This is a genomic window from Azospirillum sp. BE72 (genome assembly GCF_031455875.1).
Lineage (GTDB): Bacteria > Pseudomonadota > Alphaproteobacteria > Azospirillales > Azospirillaceae > Azospirillum.
The window spans coordinates 45,781-65,120 of sequence record NZ_JAVDTO010000002.1 but is presented as its reverse complement, the minus strand read 5'-3'; the positions used below and the strand labels follow the sequence as shown (position 1 = coordinate 65,120).

Genomic DNA, 19,340 nt, shown 5'->3' with positions numbered 1-19,340 from the left:
CCCTCCCCGCCTGAACCAAAAGCCCCTCTCCCCTTTTGGGAAAGGGGTTGGGGTGAGGGGTCGCAAATTCCTATTTGCACCGGCCTTCGACCGGCAGCACCCCTCATCCCAACCCGCGGGTCGGCAAAACGCCGTTGGCGTTTGGCCGATCCCGCCCCGCAAGGGGAGAAGGGCTTCCGAGACCTCGGCGGGCTGCTCCGACCTCAAGCGCAACAGGCGGAACCACCTCTGCGGCAATCGTCACTCCGCCGGATGGACGGTGATCCGCCCGGTGTTCTGGCGGGCGAAGAAGCGCGGCTTGTACATGTCCTCCACCGTCGCGCCCGGCAGTTCATAGGTGCCGGGGGTGATGGCGCGGACGATGAAGGCCAGTTTGAAGGTCTGCTGATCCTCCGTCAGGTCCACCGCGGCGACATAGCGGTCGTCGCGCGCCTCGGTCGTGCGGGTGTAGCTGAGGTCGCCCAGCCACTGCATCTCCTCCGGCGTGCCGCCGCCGAGCTTGGCGTTCTCGATCTCCCAGCCGGCGGGCAACGCGTGGGTCACCATGCCCTGGTGGAACAGCTTGGTGTTCGCTTCGCCCTCCAGCACCACCACGAACACGTCGTTCTGTTTGATGCCGTCGAGGTTCAGCACCTCGCCCTTGCGGGTGAAGAAGTTGCGCTTGATGCGCAGCCCTTCGCGCGCCGCCGGCTGCGGGGCCACCGGCACACCGGACAGCGACACCGCCTGCCACACCGCCGCCTTGCCGGCATTGGCGACCGGGATGCCGGCCTTCAGCTGGGCCAAGGTCGGGGTCAAATCGACCCGCGACCCGTCGCGCCGCGTGCCGCCAAGCGTGACCTCCACCTTGGCCGGCGCGCCGCGCAGCAGCGCGTCAGCGGCCAGCACCGACCATGCCTTTTCCTGCGTGTTGGTGCGGTTGGCGGCGGTGGCCGATGCCGGAAGCCGGTCGATCAGCGCCGGGATGCGGTTGCCGGCCATGTTGACCTCGGTCATCAGCGCCACCAGCGCCGCGGCGTCGCGGACGGTGGAGCCGTAATCGACATGCCATTCCTCGCGCGCCAGATGGCCGACGGCGCTGTCGAAGGCGCTGGCCGCGCGCTCCTGGTCGCCCATGCGGGCGAGAGCCGCGCCGAGCTGCCCCTTGGCGAGCGGCGTCGGCAGTTTATCCAGCGCGGTGTCGTGCAGGTAGCGCGCCGGCCCCGGCAGCGACACGCCGGCCAGCGCCAGCGTGTGCAGGGCATAGGCGCGCACCGTCAGATCCGCCGGCTCCGTCGCGCTGGCGATGGCGCGCTGGCGCAGCCAGGACAGCGCATCGGTCAGCGGCTTGTCCGGAACCGCCTCGCCCTTCTGCTTGGCGCGGATCAGGAATTCGGTGGTATAGGCGGTCAGCCAGCCGTCGGCCTCGTCATGCGCGCCCCACAGGCCGAAGGCGCCGTCGAAGCGCTGCTTGTCCAGCGTGCGGGAGATCGCCTGCTGAACGCGGGCCTCCAGCCCGTCGTCGGGCTTGCGGTCCTTGCCCAGCGCCAGTTCGACATCGCGCACCACCAGCAGCGGGAGGGCGCGGCTGACCGTCTGTTCCAGGCAACCGAAGGGATAGCGGTCGAGCGCCCGCAGGATGCCGCCGACATCGAAGGGCGGCGCCGTGGTGAAGCTGGCAGACCAGTTGGTCGTCCCCGGCAGATAGGTCGCCAACTCCGCCCCGTCGAAGCGTACGCTCTCGCCGGGCGCGATCTGGCGGGTGACGAACTGCGTCTCCACCGCCCGCGCCGGGCGCACGGTGATGCCGTACTCGTGGCTCAGCGCCAGGTTTTCCGGCCCCTTCACCGCAACGGCGACATGGCCGATGCCGGCGGCGACACCCTTCAGCGGCACCACCAGCGTCTTGCGCTCGCCCTTGGCCAGCGGGACGGACAGGCTGCCGCCCTCGACCGACACCGCGTCCTGCGCGGTCACCGCCACCTCATAGGTGCCGGCCGCCGCCTCCACATTGTGAAGCGACAGCGTCACCCGGCTGTCGTCGCCGGGGGCGAGGAAGCGCGGCAGGATGGCGTCGGCGACCAGCGGATCGCGCACCGTCACGGGCCCGGCGGCGGAGCCGACCCGGCCGCGGCTGTAGGCCACCGCCATGACGCGAAGCTCGCCGTTGAAGTCCGGCACGTCGAAGCCGATGCGGGCGGTGCCGTCGGCCCCCACCTTCACCGGCCCCTGGAACAGCGAGACGACGGTGAAGGGCACCACCGGCAGACCGGCGCCGCTCGAATCGCCGCCTTGGCGCATGGCGCCATAGGGGCCGTCGAGCGGATCGATCAGCCGGCCGTAATCGTCGCGGATGTCCAGCCCCAGCCGGCGCTTGCCGAAATAGTGCTTCTCCGGCTGCGGGCTGGCGAAGTCGGTCAGGCGAAGGATGCCCTCGTCCACCGCCGCAAGCGTGACATAGGTGTCCTCGATCGACCCGCCATCGGCGGCGGCGACCTTCACCCCAACCTCCAGCCGGCTGCGCGGGCGCATCACCTGCGGCGCGTCCAGCGTGACGGCCAACGTGCGGACCGACGGATCGACGCCGACCCAGGCGACGCCCATGGCGCGCACCGGCTGGCGCTCCCGCCCTTTGACCGGCGGACGGTAGGCGGTGGCGGTGACATAGGCACCGGGACCCCAGGCGGCATCGACCGGGATTTCCACTGTCGCCCCCTCGGCCGGAACCGAAATGGTGCGCACGTCGAAGATGCGGTCGGTCGCCACCGTCACCAGCAGTTCGCCGGCGAAGGGCGGCGCCACGCGGATGCGGGCGGTCTCGCCGGGCTTGTAGGACTGCTTGTCGGTGGAGACCTCCAGCTTGTCCGGGATGTCTGCGGTCTCGTCGCCGCTGGCCCAGCCGGAATAGAAGCGGTAGGAACTGGCCACCCCCGCCGCCTTGTCCGTCACCTCCAGCCGGTAACGGCCGAACTCGCGCTTGCCCAACGCCACCTGTGCCGGCTTGTCGGCGGCGACGTCGACGCTGCCGGATGCCAGCGGCACGTCGCGCACCGTGGCGTTGTAGCTGTAGCGGCCGTCGCGGCGGAACCACACGAAGGAGACCCGCTCCTCCACCAGTTCCCACTTGATGCCGGGCTTGGCAATGGCGCTGCCGTCCGGCGCCACGGCGACGAGGTCGAAGGCGGCCTCCGCCCCCTCGCCGATACGGCCGTCGGAGAAGCGCGGGCGCAGGCCCAGCGCATGGGTCTTCGGACGAACCGGCACGCTCACCGACTTGTGGACCGGACGCCCGCCCGGCTCGGACAGGGTGACGCGAATGTCGGCCCGCAGCGGCTTGCTGGTGTCCGGCACCTCCGGCAGCGTAACCGCGATGCGCGACACGCCCTGATCGTCGGTGGTCGGAAACTCCAGCGGGTCGAGCCGCTCGGTCGGGTTGTCCTGCACCCGTCCGAACCGGTAATCCTTGAACGCCGGATAGGGCATCGGGTCGGGCTTCAGCGCCACCTCGGCGGTGCCGTCCAGGCCGGCAGCCGGCGGGCCATAGAGGAATCGGCCCTGCGCAGTCACCTCGAAGGGTTGCCCCGGCACCAGGATCGGCGCGCTGGCGGTCAGGTCGAGCGCCAGCTTGATCGGCACGAAATCCTCGACCTGGAATTCACCGCGGCCGATCGGCTCGCCCTTCGGGTCGCTGTAGACCAGCACCGACCAGCCGCCCAGTGGAGCCGTACGGGTCAGCGTGAGCGGCAGGAAGAAGCCGCCGGCCTCCCGGCCCTTGAGGGCGCCACTGTAATATTCGGTGCCGCTGGGGCGCAGCACCTTGACCGTCAGCGGGAAGTTGTCCACCGCCTCGGTCTTGTCGTCACGCAGCAGGATCGACAGGTTCACCGTCTCGCCCTGGCGGTAGACTCCGCGGTCGCTGTAGACGAACGCGTCCATCGGCCCCGGCGCCTGACGCCCGCCGACTCCGCGGTCGCTGAGGTCGAAGGCGGCGCCGGTCAGGTCCTGCATGGCGAAATCGGTGCCGAGATAGGCCATCACCATCTCGGGCGCATTGCCGCCGGTCTTCAGCAGGCCGGGCGCGAAGCGGGCACGGCCGAACTCGTCGGTCCTGGCGCGGGCCAGTTCGGAGTTGTTGCGGGCGACCAGCGCCACATCCACCCCCGGCAGCGGCTTGGCCGAACCGAAGGAGCGGGCGAAGACGGTCAGCCCGTCGGCCCCGCGGAAGCTGGTCAGACCGATGTCGGACAGCAGCACCCATTGGGTCGCCAGCGCGTCCCAGCGGTCGGCATCCTCCGTGTCATGCGGACGGGCGGTGACGACATAGAGGCCCGGCTTCGGATCGTCGCCCACCGCTTGCCGGAAGGGTATCGCCGCGGTGACGTCGCGGTTGCGCTCCCCCTTCACATCCAGCGTGCCGGACCACACCAGTTCGCCATTCTCCTGGGCCAGCCGGTCGGCGGCATAGCCGGTCAGTTCGCTGAACAGGCTGGCGTCATACTTGTTGGACACCAGCGCGCGGTCGGCGATGCGGTAGACCGACACGTCGAGGCGATCGGTATTGACGCTGACCACCGGGATGCCGTCGGCGCCCTTGCGTGGGAGGATGTAGGAAGAGCCGCGGAAGGCGGCCATCGACGGCCGGTCGAGCACGCGAACGCGCTGGGTTTCGTCGGCCTTCAGCGCCACGCCGTCCTCGCCGGGCAGGCCCTGGCGCAGGGTGACGGTGTAGCCGTTGCCGTGGGTGACGCCGCGCAGGCACAGGCTGTTCTCCCGCGCTTCGAGCGCGGTCTTGGTCGGCGGTTCCACCCGGACGTAATCGTCGAAACGCACGCCCGGCTTGCCGGTCAGCCGGTCGGAGAACTGGAAGCAGACGCGCGGGCTGCTGCCCTCGGCGTTGACGGTGACGCCGGTCATCGCCAACCCGGCCTTGCGGCGCATCGCGACGAACCGCTCCTCCAGCTTGGGCGCCTGGGTGTCGAGGGTCGCCGCTTCCAGCTTCGGCGCCAGTTCGCGGATGGCCTTCAGCGCCTTCACCGCCTCGTCCGGCTTACCGAAGGCCTCGTCCATCAGCGTGGCGATGCGCCAGAGGATGGCGACGCGCTCCTCGTCCTTCGGGTTGAACTGGCCGGCCATGACGGCGCTCTGCAGCGCGCGATCCTTGTTGGGCGGAGTCGCCGCCATCCAGGCCGCACTCAGCTCCAACCAGACCGACGGCGAGCCGCCGCCCTGGGTGATGGTCTTCTCATAAGCCTGGATGGCGCCGGCCATGTCCTTGCGGTCGCGGGCGGCGCGCGCCTGCTTCAGCAGGTCGGCGATCACCTGCGGCTTGGGCTGCGGCGGCGATTTCAGCAGCAGCCCGTTGGCGTAGGCGGTGGCATCGGACAGCGCCCCCGGCGGCGTGTAGTCGGCGCGGACCGGAGTGCCAAGGAAGGCCATCACCGCAAGGACCCAGAGCAGCGTCAGCAGCCGTACCATCATGTCGCCTTACAACCGGAAGCGGGAATGCCCGGTTATAGCGCCGATAATCGGGCTATGGCGATAAGCCGAACCGCCGATACCGCCTTACGATACCCCTTGGAACCTTCCATCTCCCTGCCGGAGAGAGGGGATGTCTTCCACGGACAGGCGCACGAACGCCCGTTCGGCGATGCTGCGGTAGCGGTCGCGGTGGCGCAACAGGTGGAAGGGCCGGGCCGGCAGCTCCAGCCCCTCCAGCGCGATGATCCGTCCGGCGGCCAGATCCTCGGCGACGATCAGGTCGGACAGCACGCTGGCACCAACTCCGGCCAGCAGAGCCGATCGGATCACCCCGCCGCCCGGCAGGGTCATCGCCACGTCCAGCCCGTCCGGATCCAGCCCCACGCCGCGAATCGCCGCCTCGAACAGCGCCCGCGTGCCGGAACCGGGTTCGCGCAGAATCCAGCGTCCGGCGGCCATTTCCTCCGGTCCGACCCGTCCCTGACCAGCCCAGGGGTGCGAGCCGCCCACCACAAGCCGCAGCCGGTCGCCCTCGATCGGTCCGCTGACCAGCGCCGAATCGGCCACTGCCCCTTCGGCGATCCCCAACTCGGCGCGGCCGTCGCGCACGGCCTCGGCGACCTGCTCGGTGTTGCCGATGAACAGGTCCAGGCGGATGCCCGGATAAGCCTCGGCGAAGCGCAGCAGGCGCGGCGGCAGCCAGTGGTTGCCGACGGTCTGGCTGGCTGCCAGCCGCAATGATCCGCGCGACAGGCCCGACAGCTCGGCCAGCATGGTGCCGGCCTCTTCCACCTTCGCCAGGATGGCACGCGCCTGACCGTGCAGCAGCTGGCCGGCGGCGGTCAGTTCCACCCGGCGGCCGATGCGGTCGAACAGGCGCAGGCCGTGCTCCGCCTCCAGCGCGGCGATGGCGGCGCTGACCGCCGGCTGCGACAGGTGCAGCACCTCGGCGGCGCGGGTGAAGTGCAGCATCTCTGCCACCGTGGCGAAGATGCGCAGCTGCTCCAGCGTCACGCGAACAGGCCGGTGAAGGGCAGGAAGTCCACCAGATCGCCCGGCCGTACGGCGGTGGCCTCCGCCGGCATGTCGACCAGCCCATCGGCCTCCACCATCGAGGTCAGCACGCCGGAGCTGTCGCTGGGGAACTTCACGGCGACCGGGCGACCGTCCTCGCCACGCTCCAGCCGGGCGCGCAGGAACTCGCGACGGCCGGGCTTCTTGGTGAAGCTGAAGTCGGCGACCACCAGGCTTCGCGGCGTGGCGATGCCGGACGCCCCCGACAGTCGCAGAACCAGCGGCCGGCCGACCAGCAGGAAGGTGACCATCGCCGATACCGGGTTGCCGGGCAGTCCAAGGAAAGGCGTGTCGCCGACCCGGCCAAGGGCAAGCGGCTTGCCCGGCTTGATCGCCAGCGTCCACAGGTCGATGGAGCCGAGTGCGTTGACCGCCGCCTTGACATGGTCCTCCTCGCCGACCGACACGCCGCCGCTGGTGACGATCAGGTCGGCGGTGCCGGCGGCCTCGGCCAGCGCCGCGCGGGTGGCGTCCGGCCGGTCCGGCAGGATGCCGAGGTCGCGCACCTCCACCCCCAGCGCATCGAGCTGTGCGGCCAACGTGTAGCGGTTGGCGTCATAGATGGCATGGTCGGGCTTCGGCGCCCCCGGCTCCCGCAGTTCGTCACCGGTGGAGAACAGCACCACCGTCAGCCGCTTGCGCACCGTCAGGCTGGAGCGGCCGACCGCGGCGGCGAGCCCGACCTCCTGCGCGCGCATCCGCTGGCCGGGATGCAGCACGACGGCGCCGGCCGTCATGTCTTCTCCCGCCGAACGGATATTGGAGCCCCGCTTCAGCGAGGCCGGGACCAGAACGGCGTCGCCGTCGGTCCGGCAATCCTCCTGCATCGCCACTGTATCGACGCCGGCCGGGACCGGTGCGCCGGTGAAGATGCGCACCGCCTGCCCCGGCCCGACGGTTCCCTCGAACTTGGAGCCGGCCGGCACGCGCCCCACGATGTCGAGGCGCCGGAACCCCTCCCCGGCATCGGCGGCATAGGCCCAACCGTCCATGGCGGACACATCGGCCGGCGGCACATTGACCGGAGCCACCACCTCCTCCGCCAGCACGCGGCCGAGCGCCTGGCGCAGCGGCACCTCCTCCGTCCCTGTCACGGCGCCATAACCCTGCGCGACGCGCGCGACCGCCTCGTCCAGCGACAGGGGGGTGGGGCCGTGTGCGGAGCAATCGTCCATGGTCTCGATGTCCTTGATGAAGGTGGTGCGGCAACGCGCGGGTTGGCGTCGGCTATCGCGCTCGCCCGAAGGAGCGGCCAATTCGCGTGACCGGTACCGTCAACTGCAGCGCGCGACCTTGATCGACGTCAAGATCCTGTTTCGGCATGTGCCGGTTGCGCGGCCCTTCCGCCTCCCGGCCGGTCAGGCCGTCTCCACCCGCAGCCAGTCCAGATAGGCGGGATTGCCGCGCCCGACCGGAAGTTCCACCACGCAAGGCGTATCGTAGCTGTGCAGGTCGCGCACGCGGGCGGTCAGCCGGTCGAACAGCGAGGATCGGGTCTTGGCGATCAGCACCGCCTCGTCCGCCTGTTCGACAGCGCCGTTCCATCGGTAGACGGAGGTCATGCCGTCCAGCACGTTGGCGCAGGCGGCCAGACGCTCCTCCACCAGGGTGCGGCCGATGCGGAGCGCTTCCTCCCTGGAACCGGCGGTGATGTAGGCGAAGACGAGATGGTCGGTGCCGGTTTCGGGCATGGAAGGGCTCCTCCTTTTCGATGCACCTGCGATGAGCTTTCGCGTAGGATGCCCCCACTTTGCCACAGCCCCCGCCGGGGCCGGCACCCCCCCTGCCCCATCCCGCATCCGCAAGAGTCGCCCATCCATGGCCAAGCCCCGCCGTTCCCCGTCCCGCAGCGCCCCGTCAGACGTCCAGGGGGCTTGGCTGCGCCGCGGTCTGGACCAGCCGGGCGGCAAGCTGCCGCTGTTCGACGAGCGGGGACAGCGCGTGAAGAAGGCGACCGTCGAGGCCTGCCTGAAGGCCGGCTGGGCGGAACGCTGGTTCGACAATCCGCTGAAGCCGGACTGGTTGGTCTGCCGCCTGACCGAAGCCGGGCAGGTCGCGCTGAATGGACACGGCGGAAACGAAGAAGCCCCCACCGATGGGGCGGAGGACGATGCGCGCCAAGGTGCGCTGATCTGAGATAAACTCGTAGCGGGACGGCACGAACGCCTCTGCCCCTGCGGGACGCTCCGGTTACCGGGCGACCCCGTCACTGGGCGACTTGGGCGACGCCGTCGACGCGCTTGATCCGAAGCAGCCTGTCGACCTCGGCCTGCAATTGGCGCGGGGTCACCGGCTTGTGCAGCACGGCCACGCCATGGGCGGAGACGTCGGCCAGCGTGTCGATGCCGGTCTCGCCGGTCAGGATCATGGCGGGGATCTCCTCCCCATAGCGTTCACGGACGCGGCGGATCACCTCTGTGCCGACACGGCCTTCGCGCAGCCGGTAATCGGCGATGACAATGTCCGGCGCCCGGTCCAGCGCCTCCAGCCGGTCCATCGCCCGGTCGGGGCCGTCCGCCGCGATTACGCGGAATCCCCACTCGGTCAGCACCGTTTGCAGCCCCAGCAGCACCACGGCATCGTCGTCCACCAGCACCGCCAGCCGCGGCCGGTCGATCACCGGCCGGCGATCCACCCCGCCCGCGCGGGTGGGGATGAGGCGGGCCGGAGCCAGCGGCACCAGCACCCGGAAGGCGGAGCCCTGCCCCTGCACCGAGCGCACCTGTACCGGATGGTCGAGCAGCTGTGACAGCCGCCGCACGATGGCAAGTCCCAGCCCAAGGCCGCGCAGCCGGTCGCGCTCCGGATTGCCGACCTGATGGAACTCCTCGAAGATGCGATCCAGATGTTCGGGCGGGATGCCGATTCCGGTGTCCTGCACCTCGATGGCCAGCCTTTCGCCATCGACCCGGCAGCGGATGCGGATGGCGCCGGCCTCGGTATAGCGCAGGGCGTTGTCGACCAGATTGCGCAACAGCTGCATCAGCAGCCCGCGGTCGGTCCGCAGAACGGCCTCGCAGCCTTCCACCCGCCAGACCAGCCCCTTGGCGGTGGCCTGCTCGGCATAGGCGGAATCCAGCGCGTCGGTGATTTCGCTTGCGGCAAACGTGTCCAGCACCGGCGTCACCACGCCCGCCTCCAACCGGGAAACCTCCAGCAAGCCATCCAGCAGCCCTTTCATGGTATCCAGCCCTTGGTCGAGCCGGGACAGCAGGTCTCGCCCGTTGTGGTCGCCGACATGGCGGGCCAGGGCCGCGGACAGGAAGAACAGGGCTTGCAGGGGTTGGCGGAGGTCGTGGCTGGCGGCGGCGAGGAACTTCGACTTGGCGAGGTTGGCGCGCTCAGCCTCCTCCCGGGCGGCGTCGCGCTCCGCTTCCAGCGACTGAAGGCGATGAATGAGACTCATGCGACCACGGCTCTCACGGAGTATTGGGGTTCCCGAAGGCGCCCCGTTTCCATTTTGGAACAGAACCGGGGTTAATGTTAAACTGCATTAACCATAACTCTGCTGCAGCGCGCAACCCCTCCCAGGCATATGTGCCGCATGGGCAGGGTCGATGAAGAAAAGGTTAATGCCTGTGCATATGCGAAAACCCCGGCAATTTCCGGGGCTTTCCGCATTCGGGACTCGGATGGACCGCCGGGCGCCAGACGCTTTGGGCAAGCCCTTCGATAGTCCGGCTATCAATAGCCGCGACGAACCGCGTTGTGGATCTCGCCCCGGGTCAGACCGATGTCGGACAGTTCGGCGTCGGACATGTGGTTCAGCTCACTTTCCGCGCGGCGAAGTTCAATCCGTTCGCGGACCCAATGAACGACACGTTGAAAGACAGTGCTGCCCTTTGTTCCGGCATCAAACAATTCACCGGACGTAGACTGCATCGAAGAGTAGGCCATGATGATCTCCTGCGCTTGGCGCTCGATTACATGAGCCTATTTTGCCTTCTGCACCCGCGAAATCAATGGCAGGGCCTCTGCGGCGCGACGGCGGCAGACCTGCGCGAATTCGATAGAACCTTCGTAGGCAAATGGAGCCAGATCAAAGCGGGCACGAAAAAACGCGCGGAGGTTTCCCTCCGCGCGTCTTCGAAAACAATGGCTTGGTGGTGTCAGGCTTACTTGACGGCCGGCTTGCGCGACAGGTTGTGGTGCGCCTCGATGTAGCGGACCGTGCCCGACTTGGAGCGCATGATGACCGAATGGGTGTAGGCACCGCCCGGAACGCGGCGGACACCCTTCAGCATGGCGCCGTCGGTGACGCCGGTGGCGGCGAACATGACGTTGCCACGCGCCAGTTCGTGCAGGCTGTACTTCTTGTCCAGATCGGTGACGCCCCACTTGGCGGCACGGGCGCGCTCGTCGTCGTTGCGGAACAGCAGACGGCCCTGGAACTGGCCGCCGATGCAACGCAGGGCCGCGGCGGCAAGCACGCCTTCCGGCGCACCGCCGGAGCCGACATACATGTCGACACCGGTGCCGGCCTGGCTGGTGGCGATGACGCCCGACACGTCGCCGTCGTTGATCAGCATGATGCGGGCGCCGGCTTCACGGACGCGGGCGATCAGCTCGGCATGGCGCGGACGGTTCAGGATGCAGACCAGCAGCTCCTCGATCTCGGTGCCCTTGGCCTTGGCCAGCGCCTTCAGGTTGTTGGCCGGCGTCTCGTCCAGGTCGACGATGTTGTCCGGCAGGCCGGCGCCGACGGCGATCTTGTCCATGTACACGTCGGGGGCGTTCAGGAAGCCGCCCTCCTCCGCCATGGCGATCACGGCCAACGAATTCGGACCGCCGGTGGCGCAGATGGTGGTGCCTTCCAGCGGGTCGAGCGCGATGTCGACCTTCGGACCGGAACCGATGCCGGCACCGACCTTCTCGCCGATGTACAGCATCGGGGCCTCGTCGCGCTCACCCTCGCCGATCACGACGGTGCCGTCGATGTAGAGCGTGTTGAGCGCCTGGCGCATGGCGTCGACCGCGGCCTGGTCGGCCAGCTTCTCGTCGCCGCGACCCATCAGCAGCGAGGCCGACAGGGCGGCGGCCTCGGTCACGCGGACGGCCTCCAGCGCGAGGTTGCGGTCCATGTGGGACAGATCGACATGCGTAGACGGCGTAGACATCGTGTGCTCCCCCCGACTCTTCGGTCGTATAAGGCTGTGTTCGGTTATTCTGGGAAACCGGGCAGGTCAGGACTGTCCTGTTTGGGAAAGGCTTAAAACTGCCTGTTAGAACTGTTCAATCCGGATCATCCGCGGCGGCTCCAGCACGTTGTCGCTGGCCGCGATGGTCGCAAGCGCGCGCTGCATGGCCGCCTCGTCGGTGTCATGGGTGGTGAGGACCACCGGAACGCCTTCGCCCGGCGAGCGGCCGCGCTGCAGGAACTGCTCCATGGAGACGTTCTGGTCACGCATCGCCGCTGCGATATCCGCTATCACACCGGGGCGGTCCACCACCATCAGGCGGACGTAGTACGACCCGCGGCGGGCTTCCATGGGCGAGGGGGTTGCCGCGCCAAGCCGATCGGCCGGAACGCCGAAGGTGGGCGTAGACCGCCCGCGGGCGATGTCGATCAGGTCGGCGACCACCGCCGACGCGGTCGGCCCGGCACCGGCGCCGCGGCCGACGAACAGCACCCGGTCGGCGAAATCCGCCTGGGCCACCACGGCGTTGAACACGCCGTCCACCGCCGCGATCGGCGCGGTCTTCGGCACCATGCAGGGATGCACGCGCTGCTCGACGCCCGCATCGGTGCGGCGTGCGATGCCCAGCAGCTTGATGCGGAAGCCCAGCTGGTCGGCATAGTCGAAATCGACCGCCGACACCTGGCGGATGCCTTCGATGTAGACGGAGGAGAAGTCGACCGGCGTGCCGAAGGCGACGGAGGCGAGGATCGCCAGCTTGTGCGCGGCATCGACGCCGTCGATGTCGAAGCTGGGATCGGCCTCGGCATAGCCGAGAGCCTGGGCGTCGGCCAGCACATCGGCGAAGTCGCGGCCGGTGGTCCGCATCTCCGTCAGGATGTAGTTGCAGGTGCCGTTCAGGATGCCGTGGATTTCCGACACGCCGTTTGCGGCCAGACCTTCGCGCAACCCCTTGATGATCGGGATGCCGCCGGCCACCGCCGCCTCGAAGGCGACGGTCAGGCCGCGCGATTCGGCCTTCTGCGCGATCTCGGTGCCATGGACCGCCAGCAGCGCCTTGTTCGCGGTGACCACATGCTTGCCGGTCTCCAGCGCCGTGGCGACGGTGTCGCGCGCCGGACCTTCCGAGCCGCCGATCAGTTCCACCACCAGATCGGCGCCGGATTGCGCGGCCATGGCGACGGGATCGTCGAACCACTGCACGCGCGACAGGTCGACGCCGCGGTCCTTGCCCTTCGACCGCGCGCTGACCGCGACCACCTCGATCCGGCGGCCGCAGCGCTGTTCGATCAGCGAACCTTGCGTGTCCAGCAGCTTCAGGACACCGGCGCCGACCGTACCAAGGCCGGCGACGGCGATTTTCAGGGGGGCTTGCTGGGCGTTCGGCATCAGGCTTTCGCTTTCTCGGATTCCAAAAGGGCGGCGCGGGCCGCCGGGTCCTTGCTCGCCGCAACGCCGCCGGCATTGGAGCGGAAGAACTCCTTGATGTTGCGGGTCGCCTGACGGATACGGTGAACGTTCTCCACCATCGCCAGACGGACATGGCCGTCACCGTATTCGCCGAAGCCGATGCCGGGCGCCACCGCGACCTCCGCCTGCTGCAGCAGCAGCTTGGAGAATTCCAGCGAGCCCAGATGGGCGAACTGCGGCGGGATCGGCGCCCAGGCGAACATCGACGCCTTCGGGCTGGGAACTTCCCAGCCGGCGGCGGCCAGCCCCTCGATCATCACGTCGCGGCGCTGCTTGTACATGTCGCGCACCTGCTGCACGCAGTCCTGCGGACCGTTCAGCGCGGCGGCGGCGGCGACCTGGATCGGCGTGAAGGCGCCGTAGTCGAGATACGACTTGATGCGGGCCAGCGCGGTGATCAGCGTCTTGTTGCCGGTGGCGAAGCCGATGCGCCAGCCGGCCATCGAATAGGTCTTCGACATCGAGGTGAACTCGACCGCGATTTCGCGCGCTTCCGGAATCTCCAGGATCGACGGCGGCGGATCGTTGTCGAAGAAGATCTCGGCATAGGCCAGATCGGACAGGATGTAGATGCCGTGCTTGCGGCAGAACTCGACGATCGGGCGGTAGAAGTCCAGCCCCACCACCTCAGCCGTCGGGTTCGACGGGTAGTTCAGCACCAGCGCCAGCGGCTTCGGCACGCTGTGGCGCACGGCGCGCTCCAGCATGATCATGAAGCTGTCGATGTCGGTCGACGCCCCGTTCTCCATGCCCACCGGCAGATGGCGCACCGAGGCGCCGGCCAGGATGAAGCCGAACGGATGAATCGGGTATGACGGATTCGGCACCAGGATGATGTCGCCGGGGCTGGTGATCGCCTGGGCGAGGTTCGCCAGACCTTCCTTCGAGCCGATGGTGACGATGCACTCGGTCTCGGGATCGACGTCGACGTTGAAGCGGCGCTTGTAATAGGCGGCATGGGCCTTGCGCAGGCCGGGGATGCCGCGGGAGTTCGAGTAGCGGTGCGTCTTCGGATCGCGCACGGCCTCGACCAGCTTGTCGACGATGTGCTGCGGGGTCGCCTGGTCGGGATTGCCCATGCCGAGGTCGATGATGTCGGCGCCGTTGGCCCTAGCTCGCGCCTTCATCGCGTTCACTTCGGCGAAGACGTAGGGCGGCAGGCGCTTGATGCGATGGAATTCGTTGTTCGACATGGACGCTCCGGAAGACCGCTCCGGTCACGCCACGAACCCAAGAGACCTGCGGACCGGGACTGACGTTCTACCGCCCTGGCGCGACGGAAGCGAGGCAAATTTCGCGGGATGCGCGGCTGGCACGGCGCTTTCGCCGCAAGGCGCCCCGGTGGCGGGACCGATGCGCAAGGAAGGCGGCAGGGCGGAACGACCAAGCAATCCCCTCAACGATGTCATGGTTAAACCTAACTGAGCCTTAACTCATTAGCTTCCATACTAATCCGACGGGTGCGTCGCAGAGGCATCCGAATTGTGTCCAGACGGTCCCGTCTGCTGGAGATGTGAGATGGTTTCGCTTTTGAAGGCCGCCGACGGCCTCCTCGGCAATATGCGCGTCATGCGGAAGCTGGCGCTTGCCCTGTCCATTCCGATGGCGGGTGTGGTCATCACATCGTCGCTGCTGGTGTGGGACCAGCTCCAGGCGAGCCGCCGCGCCGACGATCTGGCCTCTGTCACCCGCCTGTCGGTCGGCATGACGAGCCTCGTGCACGAGTTGCAGAAGGAACGCGGGTCGTCGTCGGTGTTTCTCAGCGGCAAGCTGGACGAGGACCGCCGGCGGATGGAGACGGTGCGGACGGCAGCGGACGGCAAGCTGGCGGACCTGATGCCGCAGTTCGCCGCCGCGCGCATCCGCGATCCCCATGTGGCCGCGGCGATGGCAAGCGCCCGCGACGCATTGTCGCAGTTGCCCGGCCTGCGCAGCGGCGTGAACGCCATGACCCAGTCACCCTTGGAAACGGTGGCGAGCTACACGGTCACAATCCGCAAGCTGCTGGACGCCGCCGGACAGGCCCGCAGCATGTCCGACGACAGCGACCAGCTGCGCGCGGCCGACGCCATGGTCTCCCTGTCGGAAGCGAAGGAACGGCTGGGCCAGCAGCGGGCGGTCGGCGGCGCCGCCTTCCGCAAGGACCGGTTCCCGGCCGACGCCCATGAACGCTTCATCGAACTGAACGGCGAATACAAGGCGCTGATGGCCGGCCTGAAGGCAAAGCTGACGGCCGACGAAGCCGCCTTCTTCGACAGGACCTTCACCGGCAGCGCGGTGGAGGAGGTGGAGCGGATGCGCCGCATCGGCGTCGCGTCCGCCTATGGCGCCGGAAACCAGGGGGTGGATGCCGGCAAGTGGTTCGACACCATCACCGTCGCCATCGACATGCTGCGCACCGTCGAAACGCGGGTGGCCGACAATCTGATCGCACTGGCCAGCCGGGACGTCCGGGATTCGATGACCCGCCTCACCGGCGTTGTCATCGGGGTGGCCGTGCTGCTGGTGATGATGACGCTGATCGCCGTGCTGGTCGCCCGCAACATCACACGTCCGATCGCCCGCCTGAACTCGGACATGGCGCGGATGGAAGCGGGCGAGCGCGGGCTGACCATCGCCGGGGCCGAACGCGCGGACGAGTTGGGCGCCATGGCCCGCCGCCTGGATCAGTTCCGTCTCAGCCTCGCCGAGGCAGACCGGCTCGCCGCCGAACAGCAGCGGCAGCAGGAGGAGCGCCTGCGCGAGGCCGAGCGGCTGGAACGGCTGGTGGAGGAGTTCGACCGCCACATCGAATCGGTGGCCGAACGGCTGGTCGGCGCCGCCACCGGCCTGCGCGGCAATGCCGAGCAGATGAGCCGCATCGCCTCCGACACCGAGGAACATGTGTTGTCGGTCGCCCGCGCGTCGGAAGGGGCGTCCAGCAACGTCCAGGCCGTGGCCGCCGCGACGGAGGAGCTGACCTCCTCCATCGCCGAGATCGGGCGCCAGATGGCGGGTTCCACCGAAATGGCGGAACGCGCGGTCACCGACGTGCGCCACACCGCCGGCGTGATCGCAGACCTCAGCGGCGCCGCCCAGCAAGTGGGCGAGATCGTGCGGATGATCACCGAGATCGCCAGCCAGACCAACCTTCTCGCCCTCAACGCCACCATCGAGGCGGCACGGGCCGGCGAGGCCGGCAAGGGCTTCGCCGTCGTGGCGAGCGAGGTGAAGCAACTGGCCAGCCAGACGGCCAAGGCGACCGACGACATCACCGCGAAGGTCGCCGAGATCCAATCCGCCACCAGCCAGACCGTGCAGGCCATCGGCGGCATCGGCACCATCGTCACCCGCATCGAGGAGAACATCTCCGCCGTCGCCGCCGCCGTGGAGGAACAGAACGCCGCCACCGCGGAGATCGGCCGCAACGTCCGTCAGGCGGCGGACGGCACCGACCAGGTTTCCCACAACGCCGCCCTGGTCAGCACCGAGGCCGGCCGCGCCGGAAGCATGGCGAAGGAGGTTCTGTCGATGGCCGACGCCCTCAAGCAGAACGCCGACAGCCTGCGCAGCGATGTGACGAACTTCATCGGGCAGATCCGGACGGCGTGAAGGGATGGGGCGGGCGTCCTCGCTGTTCACGCCATGGTGAGGCGTGTATCCTGACAACGCCCTGCCCCGCTCCCGCCCCGGAGGCTGCTGCGATGCCCGTTTCCCGAATGCCGCCGGAACACCTCCGGCAGGTGACGACCACCATCCTGGCGGAAGAGCTGCCGCGCGCGATCGCCGCCGCGCTGCCCTTCCGCCCGCAGGCGGGGACGCGCTTCCGCGTGACGGTGGAGCCCGTCGAGGAAGGCGAGGAAGAGCGCGTTCAGGCGCTACGGGACGACATCGCGGTTGGCATGGACGATGCCGAAGCCGGCCGGACCACCGACGGCGAACAGGTGTTTGAGCGTCTGATCGCGAAATACGCCGGGGCGAAACATCCGGGCCGGGACTGACCGCCCGGCATGGCGAGACTCGAACTCACGGCGGCTGCGGAAGCCGACCTGGAGCAAATCGGCGATTACATCGCACACGAGAATCCACTCGCCGCCGTTCGTCTGGTGTTGGACATTCGGGAACATTGCCGGAAGATTGCCGCAGTTCCCGGCATCGGACGTACCCGTCCTGAACTGGGCGCAAATCTGCGCAGCTTGGCCTTGCAGCCTTATGTCATCGTCTACAGCCACACCGAACCGGATCGTGTGATCGTTATCCGGATCGTCCACGGCGCACGCGACCTGCCCCGGCTGATGCAGGATTAGGACAACCTCACCCCCGCCCCACCTCCATCGCCTTGGCGTATTTCCTCTTCGCCACCTCCAGCGACGCCAGCAGTTGCTGCCCGGTCGCGCCGCCGTCGCCGCTGACGCGGCCGGTCATCACCGCCTTGATCGCGTCCACATGGGCCTTGAACAGCAGGTGCTCGTTGGCGGTCACCGTGGTCAGGCCGCCGCGGGTGGCCTCGTAGAGCGACTTGGCGATGTGGGTGATCAGCGGATAGCCGAAGATGCCGCCCTGCCCGCGCATCTCGTGGGCGGAGCGGTTGACCTGGGCCAGCAGGCCGGACACGGCGTCCGGTTCGCGCGGCAGGCGATCGACGCGGCGGCCCATCTCCTCCACCTCCGCCCCGATCCAGACGGCATAATCGCCTGCCCGGTTGAGGATTTCCTCCTCCGCCGCGGCCAGCACCTCCGGCGGCAGGGTGGGGACCGGGTCGCGCGGGGCGAGGCCGACCTTGGCGCCCAGCCGGTTGGGCAGGTCGAAATAGATGACCGGGAAGCGGTCGATCCCGCGCGCCTTCGATGCGCTGTGCACCACCAGGATTTCCGACGGCGCGGTCGTCCGGCAGTCCATGGCGACCGGCTTGTCGGCGCGGCGGCGGTCCGGCCCGAAATAGCCTTTGGCCAGAACGAAACGGCGCGGCCGGGCGATGGCGAACAGCAGCCGGCTGGCGATGGTGTGCGCCGAAAAGGGCTTGGCGATGAAGTCGGTGGCGCCAAGATCGCGGGCCTGTTCCACATACTGACGGTCGGCGGCGCCCGACAGCATCAGGACCGGCAGGAACTTGTCGGGGCTCTTCGGGCTGTAGCGGATCCAGCGCAGCAGCATCAGCCCGTTGACCTCGGGCATCACCAGATCGGACAGGATCAGGTCGACCGGGGCGGTACCCGGCGGCAGGGCGGCGCGCCGCTCCTCCAGCCAGCGGATGGCGTCGGCGCCACTCGCCACCCCCTCCACCCGGCCGATGCCGATGGTGCGCAGGGTGGCGGTGAGAACCGCGCGGATGAAGCCGCTGTCCTCCACCACAAGGACGGACAGAAGATCGAGCTTCGGCTGGGTCATCGCCATCTGATTGGCGCCATCTGATTGGTAAAGCGGTCCATATCCCCGCATTCAATACTCCTTCTTCTTGCACAGCCACGCAGCTTTGGCGAGAGACAAGCGCACGGGACAATCCGCCGGATTCAGGCCACACGAGACAGGAGCCGCCGCCGCGGTTACCCTCCGCCGGGCAAACAGACGCACCAACCAACAACGAGAGGATTCGCCCGATGCCGCAGCCCGATCACGTCATGGCCCTGCCCCTGCCGGAAAAGCCGGACCTCGACCCCGACATGCAGGCGCTGTTCGACAAATGCGTGGAAAAGCTGGGCTTCGTTCCAAATGTGCTTCAGGCCTACAGCCTCCGGCCGAAGAAGCTGCGCAACTTCGCCATGCTCTACAACGAGCTGATGCTGGGCGAGAGCGGACTCAGCAAGCTGGAGCGCGAGATGATCGCGGTCGTCGTGTCTTCGGCCAACCACTGCTATTACTGCCTCGTCGCCCATGGGCAGGCGGTGCGCAAGCTGTCGGGCGACCCGGAGTTGGGCGAGATGCTGGTCGCGAACTATCGCGTCGCCCCGCTGGAACCGCGCCAGCGCGCCATGCTCGACTTCGCCTGGAAGCTGACGAAGGAGCCGATGTCGGTGGGTGAGCCCGACCGCGAGGCCCTGCGCGCCGTGGGCTTCAGCGCGGAGGACATCTTCGACATCGCCGATACTGCCGGCTTCTACAACATGTCCAACCGTCTCGCGACCGCGGTGGACATGATCCCCAACCGCGAGTACCACAGCCAGGATCGTTAACGCCGGACCGATGACGCCGGTCGTCCGGCACCACCGAGGCCACACAGGGTTG

At 68.5% G+C, this 19,340-nt stretch carries 15 protein-coding genes; 5 read left to right on the top strand and 10 right to left on the bottom strand.

Annotation, left to right across the window (positions count from 1 at the left end):
- Window positions 1-240: 240 nt before the first annotated feature.
- The 4 genes from J2Y49_RS06480 to cutA form a co-directional block, all read right to left on the bottom strand.
- The gene (locus J2Y49_RS06480) at window positions 241-5,457 is read right to left on the bottom strand and encodes an alpha-2-macroglobulin (protein ID WP_310113430.1); all 5,217 of its coding nucleotides are present in this window, start codon (window positions 5,455-5,457) and stop codon (window positions 241-243) included.
- A gap of 84 nt (window positions 5,458-5,541) precedes the next feature.
- Entirely contained in the window at window positions 5,542-6,471 is a 930-nt protein-coding gene (locus J2Y49_RS06475) for a LysR substrate-binding domain-containing protein (RefSeq protein WP_310113428.1), read from the bottom strand.
- Window positions 6,468-7,706: a gephyrin-like molybdotransferase Glp gene (gene glp, locus J2Y49_RS06470; RefSeq protein ID WP_310113427.1), complete on the bottom strand. Its 1,239-nt coding sequence runs from the start codon at window positions 7,704-7,706 to the stop codon at window positions 6,468-6,470. Before glp ends, J2Y49_RS06475 begins: the two co-directional genes overlap by 4 nt.
- A gap of 183 nt (window positions 7,707-7,889) precedes the next feature.
- Window positions 7,890-8,222 (bottom strand): divalent-cation tolerance protein CutA, encoded by a 333-nt coding sequence (gene cutA, locus J2Y49_RS06465; protein ID WP_310113425.1) that lies wholly within the window; start codon window positions 8,220-8,222, stop codon window positions 7,890-7,892.
- Window positions 8,223-8,349: 127 nt separating this feature from the next.
- Here cutA and J2Y49_RS06460 point away from each other — a divergent pair, with 127 nt between their 5' ends.
- Window positions 8,350-8,667 (top strand): hypothetical protein, encoded by a 318-nt coding sequence (locus tag J2Y49_RS06460; protein WP_310113423.1) that lies wholly within the window; start codon window positions 8,350-8,352, stop codon window positions 8,665-8,667.
- Between the two features lie 70 nt (window positions 8,668-8,737).
- On the opposite strand, the gene J2Y49_RS06455 is transcribed toward J2Y49_RS06460, so the two are convergent.
- The 5 genes from J2Y49_RS06455 to J2Y49_RS06435 all read right to left on the bottom strand — a co-directional run bounded on the left by J2Y49_RS06455 (window position 8,738) and on the right by J2Y49_RS06435 (window position 14,332).
- Complete coding sequence (locus tag J2Y49_RS06455; RefSeq protein WP_310113421.1) at window positions 8,738-9,937, bottom strand: hybrid sensor histidine kinase/response regulator; 1,200 nt, start codon at window positions 9,935-9,937, stop codon at window positions 8,738-8,740.
- A gap of 278 nt (window positions 9,938-10,215) precedes the next feature.
- Window positions 10,216-10,428, bottom strand: a complete 213-nt coding sequence (locus tag J2Y49_RS06450; RefSeq protein ID WP_310113418.1) for a DUF1127 domain-containing protein — start codon at window positions 10,426-10,428, stop codon at window positions 10,216-10,218.
- A gap of 218 nt (window positions 10,429-10,646) precedes the next feature.
- Window positions 10,647-11,648 carry a class II fructose-bisphosphatase gene (gene glpX / locus J2Y49_RS06445; protein WP_310113416.1) on the bottom strand — a complete coding sequence of 334 codons (1,002 nt, stop codon included), beginning with the start codon at window positions 11,646-11,648 and terminating at the stop codon, window positions 10,647-10,649.
- A 105-nt stretch (window positions 11,649-11,753) separates the two neighbouring features.
- Window positions 11,754-13,058, bottom strand: a complete 1,305-nt coding sequence (locus J2Y49_RS06440) for a homoserine dehydrogenase (protein WP_310113414.1) — start codon at window positions 13,056-13,058, stop codon at window positions 11,754-11,756.
- Entirely contained in the window at window positions 13,058-14,332 is a 1,275-nt protein-coding gene (locus tag J2Y49_RS06435) for an LL-diaminopimelate aminotransferase (RefSeq protein WP_310113412.1), read from the bottom strand. The genes J2Y49_RS06440 and J2Y49_RS06435 overlap by 1 nt, the downstream gene beginning before the upstream one ends.
- Before the next feature lie 325 nt (window positions 14,333-14,657).
- Between J2Y49_RS06435 and J2Y49_RS06430 the strand changes: the two genes are divergently transcribed.
- From J2Y49_RS06430 to J2Y49_RS06420, 3 genes are all read left to right on the top strand, one after another.
- The gene (locus J2Y49_RS06430) at window positions 14,658-16,730 is read left to right on the top strand and encodes a nitrate- and nitrite sensing domain-containing protein (RefSeq protein WP_310113411.1); all 2,073 of its coding nucleotides are present in this window, start codon (window positions 14,658-14,660) and stop codon (window positions 16,728-16,730) included.
- A 131-nt stretch (window positions 16,731-16,861) separates the two neighbouring features.
- Window positions 16,862-17,119 (top strand): hypothetical protein, encoded by a 258-nt coding sequence (locus J2Y49_RS06425; protein WP_310113409.1) that lies wholly within the window; start codon window positions 16,862-16,864, stop codon window positions 17,117-17,119.
- A gap of 9 nt (window positions 17,120-17,128) precedes the next feature.
- Window positions 17,129-17,425, top strand: coding sequence for a type II toxin-antitoxin system RelE/ParE family toxin (locus J2Y49_RS06420; RefSeq protein WP_310113407.1), 297 nt, complete (start codon window positions 17,129-17,131; stop codon window positions 17,423-17,425).
- Window positions 17,426-17,432: 7 nt separating this feature from the next.
- On the opposite strand, the gene J2Y49_RS06415 is transcribed toward J2Y49_RS06420, so the two are convergent.
- The gene (locus J2Y49_RS06415; RefSeq protein ID WP_310113405.1) at window positions 17,433-18,512 is read right to left on the bottom strand and encodes a response regulator; all 1,080 of its coding nucleotides are present in this window, start codon (window positions 18,510-18,512) and stop codon (window positions 17,433-17,435) included.
- A 203-nt stretch (window positions 18,513-18,715) separates the two neighbouring features.
- Here J2Y49_RS06415 and J2Y49_RS06410 point away from each other — a divergent pair, with 203 nt between their 5' ends.
- Window positions 18,716-19,288 (top strand): peroxidase-related enzyme, encoded by a 573-nt coding sequence (locus J2Y49_RS06410; RefSeq protein WP_310113403.1) that lies wholly within the window; start codon window positions 18,716-18,718, stop codon window positions 19,286-19,288.
- Window positions 19,289-19,340: the final 52 nt, after the last annotated feature.

Excerpts from the sequence above, each read along its gene's own strand:
- J2Y49_RS06480 (WP_310113430.1), bottom strand. The coding sequence starts at position 5,457 with ATGATGGTACGGCTGCTGACGCTGCTCTGGGTCCTTGCGGTGATGGCC.
- glp (WP_310113427.1), bottom strand. The coding sequence starts at position 7,706 with ATGGACGATTGCTCCGCACACGGCCCCACCCCCCTGTCGCTGGACGAG.
- cutA (WP_310113425.1), bottom strand. The coding sequence starts at position 8,222 with ATGCCCGAAACCGGCACCGACCATCTCGTCTTCGCCTACATCACCGCC.
- J2Y49_RS06460 (WP_310113423.1), top strand. The coding sequence starts at position 8,350 with ATGGCCAAGCCCCGCCGTTCCCCGTCCCGCAGCGCCCCGTCAGACGTC.
- J2Y49_RS06455 (WP_310113421.1), bottom strand. The coding sequence starts at position 9,937 with ATGAGTCTCATTCATCGCCTTCAGTCGCTGGAAGCGGAGCGCGACGCC.
- J2Y49_RS06450 (WP_310113418.1), bottom strand. The coding sequence starts at position 10,428 with ATGGCCTACTCTTCGATGCAGTCTACGTCCGGTGAATTGTTTGATGCC.
- glpX (WP_310113416.1), bottom strand. The coding sequence starts at position 11,648 with ATGTCTACGCCGTCTACGCATGTCGATCTGTCCCACATGGACCGCAAC.
- J2Y49_RS06440 (WP_310113414.1), bottom strand. The coding sequence starts at position 13,058 with ATGCCGAACGCCCAGCAAGCCCCCCTGAAAATCGCCGTCGCCGGCCTT.
- J2Y49_RS06435 (WP_310113412.1), bottom strand. The coding sequence starts at position 14,332 with ATGTCGAACAACGAATTCCATCGCATCAAGCGCCTGCCGCCCTACGTC.
- J2Y49_RS06430 (WP_310113411.1), top strand. The coding sequence starts at position 14,658 with ATGGTTTCGCTTTTGAAGGCCGCCGACGGCCTCCTCGGCAATATGCGC.
- J2Y49_RS06420 (WP_310113407.1), top strand. The coding sequence starts at position 17,129 with ATGGCGAGACTCGAACTCACGGCGGCTGCGGAAGCCGACCTGGAGCAA.
- J2Y49_RS06415 (WP_310113405.1), bottom strand. The coding sequence starts at position 18,512 with ATGGCGATGACCCAGCCGAAGCTCGATCTTCTGTCCGTCCTTGTGGTG.
- J2Y49_RS06410 (WP_310113403.1), top strand. The coding sequence starts at position 18,716 with ATGCCGCAGCCCGATCACGTCATGGCCCTGCCCCTGCCGGAAAAGCCG.